Annotated in this window: 24 protein-coding genes; 10 read left to right on the top strand and 14 right to left on the bottom strand. The window is 67.0% G+C overall.

The genetic code is table 11. From position 1 onward, the window contains the following. Positions 1 to 123: 123 nt before the first annotated feature. From ACFWCF_RS17705 to ACFWCF_RS17685, 5 genes are all read right to left on the bottom strand, one after another. Positions 124 to 399 (bottom strand): hypothetical protein, encoded by a 276-nt coding sequence (locus tag ACFWCF_RS17705; protein ID WP_226435567.1) that lies wholly within the window; start codon positions 397 to 399, stop codon positions 124 to 126. Between the two features lie 50 nt (positions 400 to 449). Next, positions 450 to 1,106 (bottom strand): translation initiation factor IF-2 N-terminal domain-containing protein, encoded by a 657-nt coding sequence (locus ACFWCF_RS17700; protein ID WP_378563870.1) that lies wholly within the window; start codon positions 1,104 to 1,106, stop codon positions 450 to 452. Between the two features lie 344 nt (positions 1,107 to 1,450). Further along, positions 1,451 to 3,247 carry an arsenical pump-driving ATPase gene (arsA, locus tag ACFWCF_RS17695; protein WP_378563867.1) on the bottom strand — a complete coding sequence of 599 codons (1,797 nt, stop codon included), beginning with the start codon at positions 3,245 to 3,247 and terminating at the stop codon, positions 1,451 to 1,453. Positions 3,248 to 3,305: 58 nt separating this feature from the next. Next, positions 3,306 to 3,701 (bottom strand): arsenite efflux transporter metallochaperone ArsD, encoded by a 396-nt coding sequence (gene arsD, locus ACFWCF_RS17690; protein ID WP_378563864.1) that lies wholly within the window; start codon positions 3,699 to 3,701, stop codon positions 3,306 to 3,308. Between the two features lie 87 nt (positions 3,702 to 3,788). After that, positions 3,789 to 4,211, bottom strand: a complete 423-nt coding sequence (locus tag ACFWCF_RS17685; RefSeq protein WP_378563861.1) for a low molecular weight phosphatase family protein — start codon at positions 4,209 to 4,211, stop codon at positions 3,789 to 3,791. 63 nt (positions 4,212 to 4,274) lie between these two features. Here ACFWCF_RS17685 and ACFWCF_RS17680 point away from each other — a divergent pair, with 63 nt between their 5' ends. From ACFWCF_RS17680 to ACFWCF_RS17665, 4 genes are read left to right on the top strand one after another with little or no spacing between them, the layout of a single operon-like run. After that, the gene (locus ACFWCF_RS17680) at positions 4,275 to 4,682 is read left to right on the top strand and encodes an ArsR/SmtB family transcription factor (RefSeq protein WP_378563858.1); all 408 of its coding nucleotides are present in this window, start codon (positions 4,275 to 4,277) and stop codon (positions 4,680 to 4,682) included. Positions 4,683 to 4,717: 35 nt separating this feature from the next. After that, positions 4,718 to 5,758, top strand: coding sequence for an ACR3 family arsenite efflux transporter (arsB, locus tag ACFWCF_RS17675; RefSeq protein ID WP_378564076.1), 1,041 nt, complete (start codon positions 4,718 to 4,720; stop codon positions 5,756 to 5,758). Between the two features lie 25 nt (positions 5,759 to 5,783). Next, positions 5,784 to 6,434, top strand: coding sequence for an arsenate reductase ArsC (locus ACFWCF_RS17670; RefSeq protein WP_378564073.1), 651 nt, complete (start codon positions 5,784 to 5,786; stop codon positions 6,432 to 6,434). A gap of 48 nt (positions 6,435 to 6,482) precedes the next feature. Beyond that, entirely contained in the window at positions 6,483 to 6,917 is a 435-nt protein-coding gene (locus ACFWCF_RS17665) for an arsenate reductase ArsC (RefSeq protein WP_378563855.1), read from the top strand. Between the two features lie 96 nt (positions 6,918 to 7,013). On the opposite strand, the gene ACFWCF_RS17660 is transcribed toward ACFWCF_RS17665, so the two are convergent. Beyond that, positions 7,014 to 7,346 carry a thioredoxin family protein gene (locus tag ACFWCF_RS17660; RefSeq protein ID WP_378563852.1) on the bottom strand — a complete coding sequence of 111 codons (333 nt, stop codon included), beginning with the start codon at positions 7,344 to 7,346 and terminating at the stop codon, positions 7,014 to 7,016. Further along, positions 7,343 to 8,230 (bottom strand): helix-turn-helix domain-containing GNAT family N-acetyltransferase, encoded by an 888-nt coding sequence (locus ACFWCF_RS17655; RefSeq protein WP_378563849.1) that lies wholly within the window; start codon positions 8,228 to 8,230, stop codon positions 7,343 to 7,345. Before ACFWCF_RS17655 ends, ACFWCF_RS17660 begins: the two co-directional genes overlap by 4 nt. Before the next feature lie 100 nt (positions 8,231 to 8,330). Between ACFWCF_RS17655 and ACFWCF_RS17650 the strand changes: the two genes are divergently transcribed. The 6 genes from ACFWCF_RS17650 to ACFWCF_RS17625 all read left to right on the top strand — a co-directional run bounded on the left by ACFWCF_RS17650 (position 8,331) and on the right by ACFWCF_RS17625 (position 14,417). Beyond that, on the top strand, positions 8,331 to 9,677 hold the full coding sequence (locus tag ACFWCF_RS17650) for an FAD-dependent oxidoreductase (RefSeq protein WP_378563847.1): 1,347 nt from the start codon (positions 8,331 to 8,333) through the stop codon (positions 9,675 to 9,677). 5 nt (positions 9,678 to 9,682) lie between these two features. Continuing rightward, positions 9,683 to 10,918 (top strand): MFS transporter, encoded by a 1,236-nt coding sequence (locus tag ACFWCF_RS17645; protein ID WP_378563844.1) that lies wholly within the window; start codon positions 9,683 to 9,685, stop codon positions 10,916 to 10,918. Continuing rightward, on the top strand, positions 10,915 to 11,988 hold the full coding sequence (locus tag ACFWCF_RS17640) for a flavin-containing monooxygenase (RefSeq protein WP_378563841.1): 1,074 nt from the start codon (positions 10,915 to 10,917) through the stop codon (positions 11,986 to 11,988). The genes ACFWCF_RS17645 and ACFWCF_RS17640 overlap by 4 nt, the downstream gene beginning before the upstream one ends. A 272-nt stretch (positions 11,989 to 12,260) precedes the next feature. Continuing rightward, positions 12,261 to 12,443, top strand: a complete 183-nt coding sequence (locus tag ACFWCF_RS17635; protein ID WP_378563838.1) for a hypothetical protein — start codon at positions 12,261 to 12,263, stop codon at positions 12,441 to 12,443. Between the two features lie 184 nt (positions 12,444 to 12,627). Further along, positions 12,628 to 13,143, top strand: coding sequence for a hypothetical protein (locus ACFWCF_RS17630; RefSeq protein ID WP_378563835.1), 516 nt, complete (start codon positions 12,628 to 12,630; stop codon positions 13,141 to 13,143). A gap of 1,085 nt (positions 13,144 to 14,228) precedes the next feature. Continuing rightward, entirely contained in the window at positions 14,229 to 14,417 is a 189-nt protein-coding gene (locus ACFWCF_RS17625; RefSeq protein ID WP_378563832.1) for a hypothetical protein, read from the top strand. A gap of 394 nt (positions 14,418 to 14,811) precedes the next feature. Here the strand turns inward: ACFWCF_RS17625 and ACFWCF_RS17620 are convergent, their stop codons facing one another. The 7 genes from ACFWCF_RS17620 to ACFWCF_RS17590 form a co-directional block, all read right to left on the bottom strand. Continuing rightward, positions 14,812 to 15,705 carry a hypothetical protein gene (locus ACFWCF_RS17620; RefSeq protein ID WP_378563829.1) on the bottom strand — a complete coding sequence of 298 codons (894 nt, stop codon included), beginning with the start codon at positions 15,703 to 15,705 and terminating at the stop codon, positions 14,812 to 14,814. Between the two features lie 386 nt (positions 15,706 to 16,091). Then, positions 16,092 to 16,214, bottom strand: a complete 123-nt coding sequence (locus ACFWCF_RS17615) for a hypothetical protein (protein WP_378563826.1) — start codon at positions 16,212 to 16,214, stop codon at positions 16,092 to 16,094. A gap of 173 nt (positions 16,215 to 16,387) precedes the next feature. Beyond that, the gene (locus ACFWCF_RS17610) at positions 16,388 to 16,714 is read right to left on the bottom strand and encodes a hypothetical protein (protein ID WP_378563823.1); all 327 of its coding nucleotides are present in this window, start codon (positions 16,712 to 16,714) and stop codon (positions 16,388 to 16,390) included. A gap of 20 nt (positions 16,715 to 16,734) precedes the next feature. Continuing rightward, the gene (locus ACFWCF_RS17605; protein WP_378563820.1) at positions 16,735 to 18,684 is read right to left on the bottom strand and encodes a Fic/DOC family protein; all 1,950 of its coding nucleotides are present in this window, start codon (positions 18,682 to 18,684) and stop codon (positions 16,735 to 16,737) included. Then, positions 18,681 to 18,914 (bottom strand): hypothetical protein, encoded by a 234-nt coding sequence (locus ACFWCF_RS17600; RefSeq protein ID WP_378563817.1) that lies wholly within the window; start codon positions 18,912 to 18,914, stop codon positions 18,681 to 18,683. The genes ACFWCF_RS17605 and ACFWCF_RS17600 overlap by 4 nt, the downstream gene beginning before the upstream one ends. 77 nt (positions 18,915 to 18,991) lie before the next feature. Next, positions 18,992 to 19,540 carry a DNA helicase gene (locus ACFWCF_RS17595; protein WP_378563814.1) on the bottom strand — a complete coding sequence of 183 codons (549 nt, stop codon included), beginning with the start codon at positions 19,538 to 19,540 and terminating at the stop codon, positions 18,992 to 18,994. A gap of 250 nt (positions 19,541 to 19,790) precedes the next feature. Further along, entirely contained in the window at positions 19,791 to 21,266 is a 1,476-nt protein-coding gene (locus tag ACFWCF_RS17590; RefSeq protein ID WP_378563811.1) for a ParB/RepB/Spo0J family partition protein, read from the bottom strand. Positions 21,267 to 21,348: the final 82 nt, after the last annotated feature.

Raw genomic sequence — 21,348 nt, 5'->3', positions numbered from 1 at the left:
CTGAAAAGGCGTGCTCGGTGAGGAGTTCGGAATGCCCGCGAGAGCGCCATACGCGTCACGACCTGGGGTTTTGCGACTAATTTTGGGCAGACTTCTCCCCCAGAAGTTTTGGGTGCGTTTTCGCTACTTGCTCTGCTTGCGCTGCGCCTTGGCAAGTCGGACGGCGCGTTCATTCGCTTTGTCCGACACCAGGGGCAGTACCCACACCAGGCCGCGGCCGAGTGCAAGGAGCAGAGCGGGAGCGAACAGATGTTCCGCGACAGTTGCGAGCATCGACGCCACCTCCGCTTCTGGGGTGGTGCCCAGAGAGTCCTGGGCATTGACCGCAGCGGAGGTTTCCGCTGCGGAGTTCGGGGGCGCCGTCGGCGACGCCGAGAAATCCGGTGCTCCGTTCGCCAAAGCGAAGTCGGGTGCCGGACACGCTGGGTGTTACGGGAGTTCCTGCGGGGTCAGCTGCGGTCGATGTGCTTCTGGGCTGTGTCGAGCACATCTCCGACTGCGAAAAGATGGCCGCGGTGTCGTCCTGCCGGTGTGAGGTGCCCGCGCGTCACCCAGCTACGAATAGTGGAGGGGGCGACGTCGAGGAGTCGGGCGGCTTCGGCAGTAGTGATCAACCGGTTGTGGTACTTCTTCGGCAGGTACAGCACCGGACCCGACAGAGGGGGCCTATTTGTCCTGCTGCGGGTCAGGTGCTTGACCTGCCAAAGTTCGTCTCGGTCGTACAGCGCCGCTCGCCCACGACTGCCGATTCTCTGTAGGTATCCGCGCGAGGCCCACTTGCGGATGGTGGCCGGTCGTATCCTCAGGGCCTCCGCTGCTTCTTCGACAGTGAGGAGTTGCGGAAGTGCATCAGCGGACGTCAAGCGACGCGGTCGGGGCAGGGCGGGCGCAGTCGCAGATGGCTGCGGCTCCGTGATTGGGTCCAGAGTCGTGAGCGGGCGCCCAAGCGTCCGGGTGAAGGAGTCCCTCACCTGCTGGGCGAGAGATGCGTCCAGCATCGACGATGCCGACTTCACGAATTCGCCTCGTGCCTTGAGCCGATGAAGTAGTTCCTTGCTCGGAACGTCGAGTTCTTTGGCTAGTTCGTGTACTCGGATACCTGTCACGAGTGCATCCTCACCTGGCGAGAAGAGCCGTGTCGGCTCGAATGAGCCCGGTAGAAGTGTGACACTGCGTCAGGTGACGGAGAGTGCGATCTGAACACTGACGGCTTCTTCGCTGATCAGGGCATAAAAATACCCCAGGTGACCCTGGGGTGATTTGATTTTGGGCGCACGAGTACGACCACTTGAGATTGTGCGGAAAAACGCGACGGTTGTCAACCGACGCACGGAAGACCACCGAGGTGGTGTGATCGCCACGTCGGAAACACGTCCCCACCACAGTCCACACGGTCGAGGTGTGCACGTTCTTGTTGTACGAGAGAGGAACGCTCACTCGGCCAATGCGGCTACTGCACTGGTGACAGCTCCACCTGCGAGACGGTGAGCGATTCCAAAGCGGCGATCCCGACAGGCTCGGCAGTGGCCAGCGCGATCACCGCGTACCGATCCGCGAGTTCGTCCCGGACCGTGTCGATCTGCTCGAATTCGGTGACCGCTCGCAACCGCAGCAGCGGCGCGGTGGGCGCCGCCGCGGCCAGGGAATTGTTGACCACCCACGCCCACGGTGCGATACCGGCGCGCCGCAAATCATCCTGCAAACCGGCCGCCTCGAGCACCGGGGTGGTCTCGGCAAGAGTGACCAGCACAATCTTGGTCTGCGCCGGGTCCTGCAGCCGCATCAGCGGTGTGATGAAGCGCCCGCCATCGCCCATCTGCCGGGCGATCTCCCGGTGATACGAACCGGTCGCGTCGAGCAACAGCAGGGTATGCCCGGTGGGGGCGGTATCGACGACGACGAACTTGCGGCGTGATTCGTGAATCACCTTCGAAAAGGCCTGGAACACCGCGACCTCCTCGGTGCACGGGGAGAGCAGGTCCTCGGCGAGAGTGGCGCGGCCGGCCTCATCGAGTCCGGCGCCCTTGGTAGCCAGCACCTGGTCGCGGTAGGTCTCGCTCGCTTCATGCGGGTCGATGCGGGACACCTCGAGGTGGTCGAGTTCCCCGGCGAGAGTCTCGGTCAGATGCGCGGCGGGGTCGGTGGTGGTCAGATGCACATCGTGGCCACGGCAGGCCAGGGCCACCGCGATCGCGGCGGCAACAGTGGTTTTGCCGACCCCGCCTTTGCCCATGCACATCACCAGTCCGGGCCCGTCGGCCTCGATCGCATCGACCAGATCCGCTAACGGGGCGTCGGCGACCGCGGCAAGCCCCGGATCGGTCCCGGTGGTCATTGCCGTGGTGGTGGTGTCGAACAGGGTGCTCAAAGCGTCGAGGCCGACCATGTTGACCGGCTTGAGTTCCACCAGATCGGTGGGCAGCGCGGCGATCGCGGCGCCGCGACCCGCCAGTGCGGCCTGTTCATGCTGGTACACGGCGGTAGCCAGCGGGTCGGTGTCCTCAGCCGGGGCAGGCAGTACGCCGTTGATGACCACATGCTGTCTGGTCATGCCGATCGCGGCGAGTTCGTCGTGGGTGCGGGCGATCTCGGCCAGGGCGACGCGGTTTGCGCGAGCGACCAGCACCAGGCGGGTACGTTCAGGATCCGATAAGGCCTCGACCGCGCCGGCGTACATGGCTTTCTGCTTGTCGAGCCCGGCGAGCGGTCCGAGACAGGACGCGTCGCCTTTGCCGTGGTCGAGGAATTCGGTCCAGTTGCCGGGTAGTTGCAGCAGTCGGATGGTGTGGCCGGTGGGGGCGGTGTCGAACAGCACGTGATCGAACCCGGCGACCTGGTCGTCGGGATCGGTGAGCAGCGAGGTGAATTCGTCGAACGACGCGACTTCGGTGGTGCACGAGCCGGACAGCTGTTCGGTGATCGAGGCGATTTCCGCATCCGGTAGCAGTCCGCGGACGGGGCCGACGATGCGTTCGCGGTAGGCGGCGGCGGCCTGCTCGGGGTCGATCTCGAGCGCGGAGAGTCCCGGCACCGCGGGGACCTCGGTGATCGTGTTGCCGATGCTCAGACCGAAGACCTGCCCGACGTTCGACGCGGGGTCGGTCGAGACGAGCAGCACTTTCTTGCCGGCCCGGACGAGGCGCAGCGCCGATGCGCTCGCGATGGAGGTCTTGCCGACTCCGCCTTTGCCGGTGAAGAACACGAACCGGGGCGGGTCGGTCAGGAACGTCGGGTCGGCGGCAGTCATGAAAGCGGGGTACTCCTCGTCGGACGGGTGTCGGCGGGCAGGGTGCGGGGTTGGGTGGTCAGCAGCAGGTGGACTCGCCCGGGGTGCAGCAGGAGTCGTTGTCGTCGGCGAGCCCGAGCATGGTCACGCCGGACGGCGGCGCGGCGGGCACCTCGAGGCCGGCCCAGGTGGCGAGCTCGGTGCGGGTCGGGTAGCGCCCGGTAGCCACGGTGACGTCGTCGACGAGCACGAGCGGCAGCCCGTCGGATCCGGCGAGTTCGAGGAATTTCTTGACCGTGTCGTTGTGGGCGAACGCGAGCGGGTCGTTGGCCAGGTTGTGGCGGGTGATGGCGGCGCCCTGCTCGGTCAGCGCGGCCATGTCGGCGGTGAAGGCGACCAGGTTCTGGTCGAGGTCCTCGCCGCACACGCCGGTGTTGCAGCACAGGGCCGGTTCGAAGACTGCGATGGTGCTCATGCTGGTGATGCTCCTCAATAATCTGTGCGAACTTGCCGTAATGAACTTGCCGTAGTGGAAAGCGGGCGATGCCGCTGGTGACGGGCGTTATCGGGCGTCGGTGGCGGCGAGCAGTCGGGCGGCGAGCTCGCCGACCCGGGTGGCGATGTCGTCGCGGACCAGGCGCATGCGCTCGATGCCGTCGATGCCGCGTTCGGACGGCTCATCGGTGTCCCAGTTTTCGACGACCGCCCCGGCGGGCGCATCGACGTGGGCTTCGCCGCCGAGGGTGACCACTAGGTCGACTTCGGTGAGGAGTTGCGGATCGATCGGCTTGGGATACTCACCTGCGGTGGGGGCGTCGACCTCGCCGAGGACCTGCATCGACAGTGCGTTCAGCGACGATCCGGGCGTGGTGCCGGCGGAATGGACAGCGATCCGGTCGCCTGTGGTCTTACGCATGAGGGCGGCAGCCATCTGGGATTTTCCGCCGTTCTTCACGCACACGAACAGCACCGAAGCAGTGGGCACGAGAGTGGTCCTTCCCGAGGTTCTCGGATTGACTACTGGATTGATGACAGTCAATATAAACGCATGTCGAATCAGTTGTCGAGTGAGGCCGAGCCGTGCTGCCCGCCGCTCGCCCGTGAGCCCCTGACCTCGGATTGGGCCACCGACCTGGCCCGCATGTTCAAGGCCCTCGGTGATCCGGTGCGTCTGCGCATGCTCAGCATGATCGCCAGCCATCAGGGTGGGGAGAGCTGTGTGTGCGACATCAGCCCCGCGTTCGACCTGTCGCAACCGACCATCTCGCACCACCTCAAGGTGTTGCGCGAAGCCGGACTGCTCGACTGCGAGCGCCGGGGCACCTGGGTGTACTACCGGCTGCTCCCTGCAGCGCTGGAACAACTGTCCGCGGTGCTCGCCACCGAATCCGGGGTCCTGCCCGGATCGGCCTGCACCTGCGCCCCGACCGAACCTCTTCAGGAGACCGCCTCGTGACCACCGCCACCGACAACCGGTCCGTCGCCGGCAAGATGTCGGTCCTCGACCGGTTCCTGGCCGTGTGGATCGGCATCGCCATGGTCGCCGGCCTGCTGCTCGGCCGACTGATCCCCGGGCTCGGCGACGCGTTGAGCGTCATCGAGATCGACAACATCTCTCTGCCGATCGCGCTCGGTCTGTTGATCATGATGTACCCGGTGCTCGCGAAGGTGCGCTACGACCGCCTCGACACCGTCACCGGCGATCGCAAGCTGTTGATCTCCTCGCTGATCCTCAACTGGGTGCTCGGCCCGGCATTGATGTTCGCCCTCGCCTGGCTGCTGCTCCCGGATCTGCCCGAGTATCGCACCGGACTGATCATCGTCGGCCTGGCTCGCTGCATCGCGATGGTCATCATCTGGAACGACCTCGCGTGCGGCGACCGTGAAGCCGCCGCCGTACTGGTCGCGATCAACTCGGTTTTTCAGGTGATCATGTTCGCGGTGCTCGGCTGGTTCTATCTGTCGGTCCTGCCCGGCTGGCTCGGGCTCGAACAGACCACCCTCGATGTCTCGCCGTGGCAGATCGCCAAGTCGGTGCTGATCTTCCTCGGTATCCCCCTCGTCGCCGGTTTCTTGACCCGCCACTTCGGCGAAAAAGCCAAGGGCCGCGAGTGGTACGAGGACACGTTCCTGCCGAAGATCGGCCCGTGGGCGCTCTACGGGCTGTTGTTCACGATCGTGATCCTGTTCGCCCTGCAGGGCGAGCAGATCACCTCGCAGCCCTGGGACGTGGTGCGGATCGCTCTGCCGCTGCTCGCGTACTTCATCCTCATGTGGGGTGGCGGGTTCCTGTTCGGGGCGGCGGTCGGGCTCGGTTACGAGCGCACCACCACACTGGCGTTCACCGCCGCCGGAAACAACTTCGAGCTCGCGATCGCCGTCGCGATCGGCACCTTCGGTGTCACCTCCGGCCAGGCTTTGGCGGGGGTGGTCGGTCCGCTCATCGAGGTGCCCGTCCTGGTTGCTCTCATCTACGTCTCGCTCGCACTGCGGAAACGCTTCACCCGCTCGCCCGCCCCCGCTGTGTCGTAAGGACCGACCACCTCAGGAGTCGATGATGTCCCAGCACGCTGCCCAGCCGGAACTACTGATGCCTCAGGCGGTGCTGCACCGCGCTGCCGAACATCTCGCGGAGAAGTACGCCGGGATGTTTTCCCCTCAAACGGTCGAGCGGATGGTGTTCGAGTCGTATGCGGCGCTGCGCCGCACCGCGAAGATCCACACGCATCTGCCCTCGCTGGCCACCCGCTTCGCGGGCGAACGTCTCACTGCTCTGGCGCAGGCCGAAGGGGCCGTGCCGAAGGATGTGCCGGAGGTGCTGTTCGTGTGCGTGCAGAACAGTGGCCGTTCGCAGATGGCCGCGGCATTGCTGGCTCATCACGGCGGTGGGCGGGTGCACGTGCGCTCCGCCGGATCGGCCCCTGCCTCGTCGATCCATCCCGTTGTCGTCGAGGTGATGGCCGAGGTCGGGCTCGATCTCGGCGCCGAATACCCCAAACCGCTCACTGACGATGTGGTGGCGGCCGCGGACGTGGTGGTCACCATGGGGTGCGGTGATGCGTGCGCGGTGTATCCGGGTAAGCGCTACCTCGACTGGTCGTTGATCGATCCGGACGACGAGTCACTCGAGACGGTGCGGGCGATCCGCGACGACATCGACACCCGAGTGCGGGCTTTGCTGGCCGAATTCGACACCGTCTCTGCCTGAATCACCGTCTCAGCCCGAATCCCTCTTTCGAAAGGACGTTGCACTTCCATGACCGCAGATTCCTCCACCGACCGCACACCCTCGGTGTTGTTCGTGTGTGTGCACAACGCCGGCCGTTCCCAGATGGCCGCGGGGTTCCTCACCGCGCTGGCCGGCGACCGGGTCGAGGTTCGCTCCGCTGGCTCCGCCCCCGCAGATGCGGTGAATCCCGCCGCTGTCGCGGCGATGGCCGAGGTGGGTATCGACATCTCCGCGCAGAACCCGAAGATCCTCACCGTCGATGCGGTGCAGGCCTCCGATGTGGTGATCACTATGGGGTGCGGCGACACCTGCCCGGTGTTCCCGGGCAAGTCCTATCGCGATTGGGTGCTCGAGGATCCGGCCGGGCAAGGAGTGGAGGCGGTGCGTCCGATCCGCGACGAGATCAAAGTCAAGGTCGAGGCGCTGATCGCCGAGCTCGTTCCCGACGTCGCCCGCGCCTGAGTGTCCTGGCACTCTCGATGACCTGATCATCGCCCGGTTCGATGCTTCCCGGGAGCCCTTCGGCGGCGCACCGCTCACACGGTCGACGCCGGATCTCTACTGGTCTTCGGCCTGCCGCAACGCGAGGATCAGATCGGCGGTACTCGGGGCGCCCCCGAGTCCGGTGGCGGTGCGGTAGACGCGGCAGGTCAACCCGACGCCCTCGGGTGGAGCGAACGGGTCGATCCCGTCGATGCGGATGGTCGGGGAGCCTGGGAATGCTGCGCGGTCGGCGGCCTCCGGGGTCTCGATACGGCGCAGCCGGATCGGGGTACCGGCGTTGCCGGTCGCGGCCAGGGCCTCGGCGAGGCGGTCTCGGGCCGGCTCCCAGTTCGGGCAGCCGTCGAAGTACAGCAGTTCGATGTCCATCTCCACCCGCGTCGCTGTCACTCGTTCTCGGCGGCGGGAACGGCCTCGGAGCGGCGTTCGAGCAGCACCGTGTCGCGCCAGATGCCGGCGAGCCGGCCGATGCGTTCGCGCACCCCCACGGTGCGGAAACCCGCCGAATGATGCAGCGCCAGGCTGGCCCGGTTCTCCGGGAAGATCGAGGTCTGCAGCGTCCACAATCCGCCCTGATCGGCGGCGATGACCTGAGTGCGCAACAGCGCCTTGCCGACGCCGCGCCCGCGCATCCCGTCGCCGACATACACCGAATTTTCGGCCACCCCCCGATAGCACTCGCGGCTCGACACCGAGCTCAAGGCTGCCCAGCCCACCACCTGTCCGTCGATCTCGGCGACCCAACGATGCTCGGGCAACCACTGGCTCTCGAGATGGTCGCGGCTGGGGACCTCGGTGGTGAACGTCGCGGCGCCGGTGGCGATGCCGTCGGCGTAGATGCGGCGCACCGCCTCCCAGTCACCGCCTGCGAGTGGGCGCACCGTGACGTCCGCGGGGACGTCCTCGGGACAGCACGGGCGGGCAGCGAGCACCCCCATGACCGCATCGGCGGCACTCGGCAGGCCGCTGCAGCAACTCGGGTTGACCCGCACCACGGTGCTGGTGCCCTGTTTGCCGGTGGTGACGAAGCCGACATCGGCGAGTTTGCGGACGTGATGGGAGATGGTGGGCTGGCCGATCCCAAGCCTATCGGCGAGCTCGCCGACGGTAATGCCCGACGGATGGGCGGCGACATGGTGCAGCAGCCGCACCCGGGTCGGTTCGGCCAGGCAGGCGAACCATCCGGCGTAGGTGGCCGCGTCCTGCGGGCTCAGGGCGTCGAGGTCCACCTCCGCGCCGGGGGGCGCCGTGAGCGGTAGGCCGAGTGCTGTCATACCCCCACTATATCGATCGGCATCGATGGTTGCATACATCGACGACCATCGATACTCTGACAGCAGCTTAGATCGATACCCATCGATGAAAGGATCTGTCATGAGCGAGTTGCCCGTCGTCGTCATCGGAGCCGGACCGATCGGCCTGGCCGCCGCCGCCCACCTACGCGAACGCGGCCTCGAACCGCTGGTACTCGAACGCGGCGACGCCGCCGGAGCCGCCATCGCACAATGGCACAGCGTCCGCACCTTCTCCCGCTGGGCCGAACTGATCGACCCCGCCGCCCGCCGCCTCCTCGACACCACCGGCTGGACCGCCCCCGACGACGACGCCTACCCCACCGGCCAGGACTGGACCGCCCGGTACCTGACCCCACTGGCGGATGCCCTCGGCGACGCAGTCCGCCTCGATCACGAGGTCGTCGGCATCGCCCGCCGCGGCCGCGACCGCATCGTCGACGCCGGCCGCGACACCGAACCACTATCGGTGCACATCCGCCACCGCGACGGCACCGAAACCCGCCTGCTCGCCCGCGCCGTCCTCGACGCCTCCGGCACCTGGAGTACCCCCAACCCGCTCGGCGGCGAAGGCCTGCCCGCTCTCGGGGAACGCGCCGCGGCCGAGAAGATCACCTACCGCGTGCCCGACCTGGGTGACGATGCGGTGCGCACCCGCTACGCCGGCCGGCGCACCGTCATCGCCGGCAGCGGCCACTCGGCACTCAACGCCATCGTGGCGCTGGCCGAGCTCGCCCGCACCGCCCCCGGCACCCGCCTGACCTGGGCGGTCCGCCGCGGCGAGATCGGCGCCGCGTTCGGCGGCGGCCAGGACGACCAACTGCCCGCCCGCGGCGCCCTCGGACTGCGCGCCAAGAAAGCCGTCGACGACGGGCTGCTCACCGTGGTCACCGGGTTCCGCACCGCCACCGTCGAACCCGCCACCGACGGTCAGGTCGTCATGGTGTCCGATACCGGCGCCCGCATCGAGGCAGTCGACGAGATCATCGCCTCCACCGGCTTCCGGCCGGACCTGTCGTGGCTCTCGGAAATCCGTCTCGACCTCGACCCGGTGCTGCAGGCCCCGACCGCACTCGCCCCGCTGATCGACCCGAACGTGCACTCCTGTGGCACCGTCTACCCGCACGGGGCCGCCGAGCTCACCCACCCCGAACCCGGCTTCTATGTGGTCGGGATGAAGAGCTACGGGCGGGCCCCGACGTTCCTGGCGATGACCGGCTACGAGCAGGTCCGCAGCATCGCCGCCGCCCTGGCCGGCGACCACGATGCCGCCGCCCGCGTCGAGCTGACCCTGCCCGAGACCGGGGTGTGCGGCGGCGCCGGAGTGTTCGACGACCCGGCCGCCGACACCGCCACCGAGGCCGCGGTCGGTGGGTGCTGCGGTGCGCCCGAGCCGCAGTTGGTCACCCTCTCCCGCACCGGCGGATAACGCCGGTGACCGACACGTCGACCCGCCCGCAGCCCGGCGCTCTCACCGGCGCCGGGTTGCGGCGGGTGCTGGCGGTGCTGTGCCTGACCGAGATCACCAGCTGGGGCATCCTGTACTACGCGTTCCCGGTCCTGTCGGTCTCGATCTCTGCCGAGACCGGCTGGTCGCCCACGTCGATCACCGCGGCGTTCTCGCTCGGGCAGCTCGCCACCGCGCTCGCGGGTATCCCGGTCGGGCGCATCCTCGACCGGGTCGGACCGCGCACGATCATGACCGCCGGCTCGGTCCTCGCGGTCCCCGCGCTGGTCCTGATCGCGCTCGCCCCCACGCTGTCGGTGTTCTACGCCGGGTGGCTGCTGGCCGGCACCGCGATGGGCGCGGTGCTCTACCCACCGGCGTTCGCAGCGCTGACCCGCTGGTACGGCGAACGCTCCGTCCACGCCCTGATGATCCTGACCCTCGCCGCGGGGTTGGCCAGCACCATCTTCGCCCCGTTGACCTCGGTCGTGGATCAGCAGTCGGACTGGCGCACCACCTACCTGATTCTCGCGGCGATCCTCGCCGCGATCACCATCCCCGGGCACTGGTGGGGACTGCGCGGATCCTGGCCTACCGCGACCCTGCCGGCGAACGGCGCGGCCCTCGGTCACCGGGAGATCGCCCGCAGCCCCGCGTTCCTCGCACTGGTGGCCGCGTTGGCTCTCGGTGCGTTCACCGCCTTCGCCGGGGTCTTCAACCTGGTGCCGTTGCTGCTCGAACAGGGCTTCACCCCGTCGGTGGCGGCGTGGACGCTCGGGCTCGGCGGCGCCGGACAGGTGCTCGGTCGTCTCGGCTACCTGACCCTGGTGGCCCGCACCAGCGTCCGCAGCCGCATCGTGGTGATCCTGGCCGGCACCGCGGCAACCACCGCACTGCTCGGGGTGGTGACCACGGCCGCTGCGTTGATCGGCGCGGCGATCGGCGCGGGACTGGTGCGCGGATTGTTCACCTTGATCCAGGCCACCGCCATCACCGACCGGTGGGGCTCGACCCACTACGGCCGGCTCGGGGGGCTGATGTCCGCCCCGATCGTGGTGGTGATGGCGTTGGCGCCGTGGGCGGGAACCGCCCTGGCGTCGGCGACCGGCAGCTACGCCACCGCTTACCTCGTCCTCGCAGTCGTTGCCGTGATCGCCGCGCTCCTCGCGGTCGCGTCCGTGCCGCGCCTGACCACCACCGACACCCTCGAAGGAAAACCATGACCGACTATGACGCTCTCGTCGTCGGCGGTGGCCAGTCCGGCCTCGCCGCCGCCCACGCCCTGTCTGCTCGAGGCCTGCGCACCGGACTGCTCGAAGCCGGCGACGAGCCGGTCGGGGCGTGGCCGCACTACTACGACAGCCTGACCCTGTTCTCCCCGGCGAAATACAGCGCCCTACCGGGCGTGGCGTTTCCCGGCGATCCGGACCGCTATCCGCGGCGCGACGAGGTGATCGACTATCTGCGCCGCTACGCCGCCGGACTCGACGTCGACATCGTGACCGGTTCCCGCGTCGAGACCGTCACCTGCGAGCGGGGCGTCTACACCGCCCACACCGCCGCTGGCGATAGTGTCACCGCGCCGATCCTGATCGCGGCCACCGGCTACTTCGGGTCCCCGAATATCCCACCACTGCCGGGTCTGGACACCTTCGGCGGCACGGTGCTGCACACCAGCGACTACCGCGAGCCTGCTGCGCTGGCCGGTCAGAACATCATCGTGGTCGGTGCCGGTAACTCCGCAGTGCAGATCGCCACCGAACTCGCCGAGGTCGCTACTGTGACTCTGGCCAGTCGCCGACCGCCGAAGTTCCTGCCGCAGCGCCCGTTCGGCCGTGATGTGCATTATTGGTTGACGGTCACCGGATTCGATCGCGCTCCTCTCGGGCCACTGCTGCGCACCCCGCCGACCCAGCAGGTTCTCGACACCGGCCGTTACCGCCGCGCCCTGGCGAGCGGCAACCCGCAGCCGCGGCCGTTGTTCACCGGTCTCGACGGCGACCGTGTCACCTGGCCCGACGGCACCACCACCACCGCTGACACGGTGCTGTTGGGCACCGGTTATCGCCCGCACCTGCCCTATTTGACGGGTCTCGGCGCCCTCGACGAGACGGGCCGGCCCCGGCGCCGGCAGGGCCTCTCCACCACTCCCCCGGGGCTGGGGTATGTCGGTCTCGAATGGCAGCGCAGTCTGTCGTCGGCGTCGTTGCGCGGTGTCGGTCGCGACGCGGGCCGGGTCGCCGATCGGGTGGTCGCCGCCCGGTCCCGACGCGCATTGCCCACCGGTCCCTGACCGGCGCTGCCCCTCGGGGACCGGTCCGACCGGCCGGTGCCCGAGACGACAGCGAGAGGCTCTGATCCCTGCCTGCTGTGCGAGGGTGGCATCATGAGAGGCACACTGCCCGTCCCTCTGGGGGCGGGTTTACCTCTTCTCTCGCGTTTCGTGGCCGGTGCGGTGCGGGGGGGCGGCGTGTCTCCCACATGGTGGTATCGCCCCGGTTATCGTTCAGGCGAACCTGCATCGTCGGACGAGGCCCGTCCGACACGACCGCGGGAGCGGCGCTGATGGACATGGACGAACAACTGCACCAGCTGGCGTGGCAACTCCAGCGCAACGGACATGACTGGAGTGAGGTCGCCGCCGAACTCGGCTGCGACGAAATCGTCGCCCGAGCGATGGCCGACCGGTATCTCGCCGACACCGAGTCTCGAGCACAGAAGGACCAGTTCTCGCTGTTCGATCTCTGAGTTTGTTCAAGCACTTCTCGAGATGCTGCCGCTACGCCAACCGTCCGGCGCTCGCGGCGCCGCGAGCCGCCCATCCGCTCGTGTGCGCCCTCGGCCCGACTGCAGACCGGCTTCGGCGAGAAGACCGGGTCGTGGCATCGTTTAGCTTCCTGATCATCGAACACCGAGGGAGCTGGACGAGCTGATGCACGCGTTCGCCGACGAGTCGCGCCGCGGCGACTATCTGGTCTGTGCGGTCACCATCGCGCCGTCGGACCTGGACTCGGCCCGCAAGACGCTCAAGTCGCTGCGCGCTCCGCGATCGGCGCGGATCCACATGTCCCATGACAGTCGTCGCGCGTCCCAGATCATTCGTGGAGTGGTGGCGCTGGACCTGCAGGCACATCTGTATGTTGTCGACCTCGGCGGCCGGTCCGAACGCCACGCCCGCGACCGGGCTTTGGCGGCGATGGCCACCGACCTCGACACCCTCCACGTCCGCCAGCTCTGGCTCGAATCCTGCGATCAGGACCGTCGCGATCGCGAAGTGATCCGAACAGCGTTGGCCACCTCACCGGGATCCGGCTTCGCGTATCGGCATACCTCCCCTACCAGCGAACCGATGCTGTGGGTGCCCGACGTGCTCGCCTGGGCATGGGGCAAAGGTGGACACCACCGTAAAGCTGTCGCCGACACACTCGAGGTCCACACCGTGTCGTGATCCGGGTGTTGTGATCCGGCTTCTGAATGCGCAAAACCCGGGCGACTCACCGTCCAGTGAGCTCCCGGGTCCACTTCCCACGAACGCTGTGCCGTGGGCACTGTCTAGTATCCACTGAGATAGTAGATAGATCAACCGCCGCCCTCGACGAGCGGAAAGGTATGAAAGCGCCCTGCCGCGGGGGGGGTTCGGCAGGGCACCTCGACTGGGGAATTCGGGCTCCCACTACAGCGAGATTGCTGCGGCAAGAACCACGCTCTCAGCCGGGTTGTCGGCCTGACAATATCCGATCGTTACCTATCGAGAGCCGGCGCGCTCTGAACTGCTGGTTCGCCGACGGCGGAGCGGAACGCACGCGAAGGAGTGCACTCTGCGACGTGCTATTCCGGAATCAGGTCTTCTTCCCGCATCGGAAACCGATACCCGGCCGGGATTCCATCGACCGACTCGAGGACACACCGGCCCTCATCGTCCACGTCGACAATCGAGAACACCGACGCACCGGCCGGACGGATGCGAACACGATCCCCACGCTTCACTGCAACCTCACGCACTCTCGGTAAGGGATGTTTCCCCACGTTGGGCGACCGAAGTTGAATCGCTGAGCATGAGTGGACTCTCCCTTCGTTTCGGCGGGCCACCCACCCAGGAAATCGCGGCAGCTGCGACGCTTCCCGAGCACCCGTGTCCGGGGCTCCGCCGCAGCTACCGCAGGACCACGATATCGAATGTGTGTGCGAAAATGAAACGATGGCGCTCCACCGGGAACCGGCCCCTGATGCCTGCCCGAACGGCCATGAGCTCGGACCGAACTTGATCTTGGTGGGGTGGGTCCCCTGTACGTGCGCGACCTCGACGACCTCGGCGGGAAGTCACGGACACCGGACCTTCCAGTGCAGACGGTGCTCGGCCACCATCTACCGGCCACCACATGTCGGCCCGGCATGGCAGGGAGTCCAGTGGCCACGAGATGACGACCACGGCCAGGTCGAGGCCTAGAAACCGGTCCTTGTGGCGGACGCTCCCAGCTCTCCGGCGGCCGTCGCCCACTCCGTGTGGCTCGGTCCTGTGGTTACTGTCGGCGCGTGAACCTCGAAGACAGCATCGTCGCAGCCGCAGCGGAAGCCATGAGCGACAACGAACTTGTTGCAGCCGTCGCGGTCCTGCACGCTCACGAACGAGAACTGCTCATCGCCGACGACGTCGAGGGCGCATTCCGCGTCATGCGAGACAAGTTTGTTCTGCTGGCCATTCACAACGAGCGCCAACAGTGACCCGATGAACACCAAAAGTTCTGGATTCCTTATTTTTCCGTTCAGTTCGGTATCCGATCACGTTGGACTCATCCGTCCTGTGCACCTCAGGAAGTGAACGAGGCCGTGCCGACCGGATAGATCCGCACCGCGGGCACAGGCCGCGGTGTAGCCCACGAACCGCACGGCCCTGCTCGGTCTCGAACGGTCCTCTCCCAGCCCTACCAGCTTGTCGATCGCATACTGTTCGGCGGCGCGACGGGTGGGCTGTACACATTCACCGAAGAACCCCCGTAGGGATGTGTTGGAAGCCGGCCTCATGCGGGATCTGCGCGTCGAGCGTCATAGACGATCAGGTGTCCTTGATCTGGTCGGTCGACCACTGCTCCGACTGGGTGCGCCAACTGTGGGGAGGCTACGACTCGGCGGCCGCCACGCGGGCGCGGTAGCTGTGTCCGGCTGCTCGGATACGTGCAGCGAGATCTTCAGACGGGGCACTCATGGTTCCGACCAGGTCCGTGAGTTCAGGGTTGGTCGGATGCAGCGTCCGCTGTGCAGCGAGTCGCTCGATGCTCTCTTCGAGGCCGGGCCTGTCGACGGGGTACTCCTTCTCCGTCGCCCAGGTCAGGACAGTCACGGTCACCGGCGTGGTGACGCCGAGTTCTACGGCTGCGATGCGTGCCTGTTCAGTCCAGGCAGCGATGTACGCGGCGCGATCTTCTTCTTCCAGATCGTCGATGGCTACGACTTCGTCGTCGAGCGCCTCGTCCTCGCTGCTGCCTTCCGCATGGCCGGCACGGTCCCGGTCGATTTCGTCGCGGTCCTCGGTGTACACGTCGTCGAGGCCGGAGGCGAGCCAGTAGTCGTCGATATTGAGCAACAGTTCGATAGGATCGGTGCGCCGGAACGGGAGTTCGTCCTCCGGTGCGGTTCCTTCGACGAGCCGGGCGACGAGGTCCGCTTCCCAGGATGTGGGCCGGCCGAGAAGCAGCTGCTCGAGTGAGCCGACGTTGGCGGCGACTGTGGTGACGATGTCGGCCATCGCATCGGCGAAGTCCACTGGGGAACCGCCGGGGTGGGTACTGCGTGCGATCGCAGTCAGGGCGGTGATCGCCGCGGACCTGGTCTGTGGGTCGATACCGTTGGTGGACTGGCGGGGCACCGGCTGCGTGCTGGTGGGGGTCGTGTTCATCCGGGATTCCTTCTTTTTGCCGGTGGTGACGGCGCGCAGCGCTTCCGTTAGCGAGGCTCCGGGATGCTGCTGTTGGTATGCGCGGGCGGCTTTCTTCCGGGCGGAGTTTTTGGTCATGCGCGTGTGCTCCGTTCACGTAGCAGGGCGACGTCCCACATCCATCGCCGCTGGTCGTGACGGGTGAGTTGGTGTTGCAGATCCGGGGGACCTTGTCCTCGATCGCCACCGCCGTGATGATGTGGGCACCTGTCGGGTGGCGTCGGAGTCAAGCCGTGCAACGCGGCTCTGATTCGTAGCTAACCACAGCGGCCCGACATGTTCTGGGCGATCGCGGTGTCACGGTGGGGGCGGCGCAACCATGTTCGTGGTGTGGAGGTCCGTGCTGCGGAGCCGCTGCTTCTGGGTTGTGTCCTCCGAGCAACTCCGGTGTGAGCTGGTGCGTCGTCTGGCAATAGGCTGGGGGTTCGAACTGGGCGGTTGCTGCGCCCCGGTCCGAACCTTTCTCAGATGGTGAACAGACCGACCAGTTGCCAGATGGTTCGGGCGGTCTCGCGGGGACATTCGAGGCTGATCGGCCAGTCCCCTTCTGCGGTCAGGGCGGGGCCGGTGAGCACCTGGACGTACATCCCGTCGATGCCGCCCGGGCGACGAAGGTCAGGCGCTCGACTCCGGCGTCCCGCACCAAGGTTCCGTCCTCTTCGAGGGTGACGGACTCGGCGACCCAGCCTCGTTGAGGTTCCTGGTAATGAGGCCTTCCACGTCGGCTGGCCAGCAGGAGTTCGATCGTCCTGGGTGGGATTCAGATGTCGGGACTTGCACTGGTCACAGAGGCGCGGATACTTTCGGCTTCGGCGCGGATGTCAGCAGCCGTCCGCAGAGGTCCGCTCCTGGGCGGTCCGCTGCGGTAGCAATGGAACACGGTGGTGATTCCGTATTGCTCGTAAGCCTGTTTGAGTTCTTTGGCTGCGGCGAGGAGGTCTTTCTTGGCCTCGTCGTCGAGAGCCTGCCAGGCGGCGGTGACTTCCTCGGAATAGCGGGCGTCAGCCTCGGACCAGGCCGCCCCGGCGGCTGCGGGATCCGACTTGTTCCGGTTGAGGCGGCGGCGCGGTCGGAAGCGTTCGAGCATCGTCGATCCTTTCGGTCGGGTCAGAGTTCGTGGCCGAAGTGTCGTTCTTGGGCCGGACCGTGGTGGTCGTGGGTTGACGGCGGTCGCCCGTCTGGTTGGACGGGTCGGTGCAGTTGCGTCGGTGCGGCCGAGGGTGATTGGGACTCGACCGAGGCCGCGCGTTCGTTCCGAATGCCGGTGTCGCGGTGCAGTGTTTCCTGGTGTTGTTCGAGTTCGTCCTGACCTGACCAGTTGTTGTGGGTGGTGATCTGGTCGTGCTCGGGTTCGGGGCTGAAGTCTGCAGGGGTCCATCGCTCCGGCCCGTCTGGAGCAAGGTTGGGGGCGGTGACCGGCGCGAGTAGGTCGTCCTGGTCGAGAGTGCCCTCCTGGAGTTTGGGGCTGCGGTATTCGGCCAACTCCTCCCAGTGCCGCTCATACCGGAGGTTCGGGTCGAGATCTCCGGGGCCGGGGACGACGGTCGGGAGTTCGGTGGTGACGGCGCGCTCGAGTTCGGCGGCGAACGCTTCGCGGCCGACGGTCCGCATGGCGTCTTCGAGTGCGAGGTCCGGGTCGGCGTCATCGGGTGGGTTGTCGTGGAAGTTCGCGGCGTGGGTGGCGGCGCGGAGTGCTTCGGGGTCGATCACGCGCCAGTCGATCGTGCGGTCGGGGATGCGGTGGGCGAGCTGGTCTGCGACGAGCAGTACGGCGACGGATTGGATGCCTTCGGTTTCTTCCTGGATGGCGGCGATGTGGCGGCCGAGCTGGCGCGGGTCGGCGATCGTCTGTGCGTCGGCCGCCGGGATCTTCGGTTCGGTGTAGGCGGCGGTGTCGCTGATGATCGGCATGAAGTCGGTGTGCAGTTCACGGTGCACGACGCTGGCGTGCAGTTCGCTTCCGTCGCCGAGGATCTCGCGGTGGGCGAGGTAGTCGGCGGTTCGCAGCGCCAGCTCCCAGGTGACGAGCTCGTGCAGGCGGGCGGGGTCGCGTTCGTCGAATGCGTTGACCACGGCTCCGGTGTCGTAACGCATGGTGGTCTTGCCTGCGAGTGGGTCGAACAGGTCCTTGTAGCGGTCGTTCGGCTCGGGTAGGCCGGCGGCGGCGCGTTCTGCGGCGAAGGTGGAGGTGCCCTCGAGGATGCGGTGCACGGCGGCGGCGTGGGCGTCGCCGTAGTTGGTTCGTTCTGCGAGGGTCAATCCGAGGCGCACCAGGGCGTGCGCGTTGTCGAGCTGGACTCCGCGTAGTGGTCGTTCTCTCATCCGGGGTACCTCTCTGAAAGTCTCTGGTGCGGTGTAGGGGCCACTGCGGTCGCGGTCGTAGTCCCGCATGATCGCCAGATGGCTGGTCAGGGACAGAACAGGGCGGCCGGGCTCGGGTGGGGTCGGTGTGTACCCGTCCGCAGGCACGACGGCCGGGGCAAGTACATCGGCGAGCAGTCGGGGGTCTCCGCTTTCGGCGGTGACGTAACGGGATGCGGATAGAGCGGCCAAGTCGATACGCGCAGTGTCGATTTCCCATCCGGCGTTTTCTGCGATGCGTCGAAACAGCTCGTACTGCGATCGTGAATTTCCGTCGGCGAAGGGGTGGATCTCTGTCATCCGCGCCCAGTAGTCGGCCAGTCGGGTGACGAAGGGACCCTGGTCGAGTCCGGCAAGGTTGTTCTCGGCGGCGAGGTCGGCGAACAGGTCGTTGACGTCGGCGGCGGTGTCCTCGGGGCTCGAGTGGGTGATCGGCAGGTTTCCCTGGCTGGTGGGCACGGTCTTGTATTGACCAGCCCACGAGTACAGTCCGTCGAATCCTCGACGGTGTATCTCCCGCAGGAAGTCTCCGGTGAACTCTTCCGGGGACGGGACGGTGGCGAACTGCCATATCGCCTGGGTGAACAGTTGCTTCTCGACTTCGGCGAGTTCTTGCGCGTCGGTGATGCCGAGCAGGTTGACTCGCGTGTCCGTTCCGGGGATGTAGCCCTCGACCGAGGGTGATGCTGTGGTCACTCCTCGCCTCGGTCTGTGCGGCGGTAGGCGTTGAGGATGTCCTCGCGGGTCTGGCCGGCCTCGAGTCGGTCGATGATCGTGCGGGGATCTTCGCCTCCGAAGTCCCCTGCCATTGCGCAGGCGGCGCGGACATGTTGTGCGACGGTCTCTCGCGCTGCGTCCTCACCGAATGGCTCGAGCCGTTCTCGGAGTGAAGGTCGAGGGTGGGTGTCGTCGGTGCTGCCGGTCATGGTGGCCTCCTGTGGTGGTCGGACGGTCGGGTCGTGAGGCAGGCTCGGCTCCGGAGTCCCCTCCCCCTCCCCTATGTCTACTCGGCGGTTCCGACGGTCGGTGCGGCGCCGATGCGGGCTCGAACGCGGTCGAGTCGGCGGGTTGCGGCGCGTTGCGCGTAGCCGATGGTGAGCAGGTGCTCGAACAACTCGTGCTCGGGCAGGGTTTCGGCGGCGGAGGTGATGACGGCTCCGGCGGTGCGGAAGCTGCGGCGGTAGGCGGCGCTGACAATGGCGTGGGCGTAGTAGAGGGCTGCGGTGGGGTCGGCTCCTGCTGTGGTGGCGGTGGTCAGTGCGTAGGCGAGGCGACGTCCATGGTGTCCGGCGAGTTTTCCGTGGCGCTCGAGGTGGGTCAGGACCATGGCGGGGTCGGGCTGGCCGGTGGGCGCAGCGGCGAGGGTGGCGTGGGCTGCGGGGCGGCTGTCGATGGTGATGGTCACTTCGCTACCGGCGGGCGCAGCGTAGACGAGCGCGAGCGTGCGCGCTGCTTCTGCGGCGGCGGATGCCGCGGCAGCATGTGAGAACGCGCAGCCGGAGTCGGAATGTGTGAAGGCGGGCGCGGTCAGTGCGGCGGTCCAGACGATCATGTCGGTACTCCTTCTGCGGAACAGGGTTTTGCCAGGTCTCGATCCATTGTCGTCCAAATATCATCCTTTATGAAGCCTTTCAGGTGCGTATTTATCTATTTTCAGGTGTTTTTTTGATTATCTTTTGATGATTTAGGATTCGTGCGGTGGTGCGGAAGGGGCCGCAGGCCGGGGCTCGACGCCCCGGTCGGCGGCTACCGCCCGAGCCGGGTCCCGGCGGGCAGCATGGAGCGGCCCGCCGGGACGGTGGTTACTGCTCGTCGGTCAACGGCTCGAGTCCAGCGGCGCGTCGTTCGATGTCGGACAGCGCGTAGCCCTGGTCGGCGACGGCGCGCAGGTAGAACTGCGCGAAGTCGGCGGGCGTGCGCCAGTGGTCGGCGTTGACCTGGGATTCAAGGGCGATCAGGATTCGCGCGCGGAGCAGGACCAGAGCGCGGGCGTCGGGCGCGGTGGCGAGCTTGGCGAGGGCGCCCGCGGCGGGAATCATCTGTTCGGTCAGTGCGCGGGCGTGGTACGCGGAGGGGATCTGCGGCCACTTCACCAGTGCCGTGGCCACGAATGCGGCCGTGCCCTTGGGGGCCGTCTTACGGGTGCTCTGCTGGGCGAGCCAGGTCCGGCGGACTTCGGTCGCAGCGCGCCATGCTCGGTTGTTCTCGATCACCTCGCGGCGCTGGGCGGCGCGGGTCTCGGCGTCGACTTCACCAGCGGCGGGGATAGCGCTGCGGTTGCCCCAGTAGGTGCGCCACGGGGAGTCTCCGCAGCGGATGACATGCCAGTAGCGGATGGTTTCCTCGGTCTCGGTGACCTGTTCGCGGGGGATCATCCATTCTTCGCGCTGATCCTCGGCGGGTAGCTCGTCGACGAGATCGTCCGCGTCGACCTCCTCGCCGGTCTCGCGGTGGTAGCAGGCGCTCCGGCTGTCGACGTAGAGACCGAGGTGTCCTGCGGCAGCGACTTCTTCGATCGTGGGTGTGTTGCCGTCGACATCGGTGACACGCTCGATCGTCGCGCTGTTGGCCTCGTCGATCCATTCGTGCATCGATCCCATTGCGACGGCGTCGATGCCGGTCTCGGCGAGGACTGCGGCGGCGCGGGCGAGGGCTTCGGTGCGTTCGGTCCGGCGCAGGCGTTCGGCGGCGAGTGCGTGGTCGAGTCGCCTGCTTCGGATGGCCCATTCGATGCGGCCGACAGCGGCGGGGTCGTCGCTGAACTCGGCGATGGCTGCGGCCTGCTCGATGGTCAGCTCTCCACGCTGTACGGCATCGCGCTGTTCGGTGCCCCGCAGGGTCAGCGCGGCGTCGACCTCTGCGCGGCGGGCCTTGGTGCGGCGGGTGATCTTCGCGGAGTCGAGTCCGTGGTCTGCCAGGGTCTCGAACAATGCCAGGCGCTCGCTGGTGGTGATGGCGGCGCGGTGTTCGTTCTCGCTCCATTGGGTCACCAGTCGGTCGACTGTGGCCTCGGTGCCGTCCTGTTCGTCGCCGACGATCATGGCAGGGATCTGGGCCAGTCCGGCGTCGAGGGCGGCGGCGGTGCGGCGATGTCCGGTGAGTACGCGCAGCGCTCCGGTGGCGGTGCGGCAGACGGTGATGGGGGTCAGGACCCCTTGTTCGGCGATGGATTCGCGGAAGTCGTCGGTCAGGTGCAGGTCGTGGCGGATGTTGGCGTCGGTAAGCAGGGCGGCGGGGTTGATGGTGCCGAACTGCGGGACCGTTCCGTTCTTGTTCATGTCACCAAGTTTACATCTGTTTTGGTGTTTTTTCGATGTTTTTTTGATGCCTTATTGGATATTTTTTGGTGACTTATTTCAC

It is taken from the genome of Rhodococcus sp. NPDC060090 (genome assembly GCF_042729855.1).
Lineage (GTDB): Bacteria > Actinomycetota > Actinomycetes > Mycobacteriales > Mycobacteriaceae > Rhodococcus.
The sequence above is the reverse complement of the archived record's forward strand: the minus strand, read 5'-3'. Positions and strand labels throughout refer to the sequence as shown.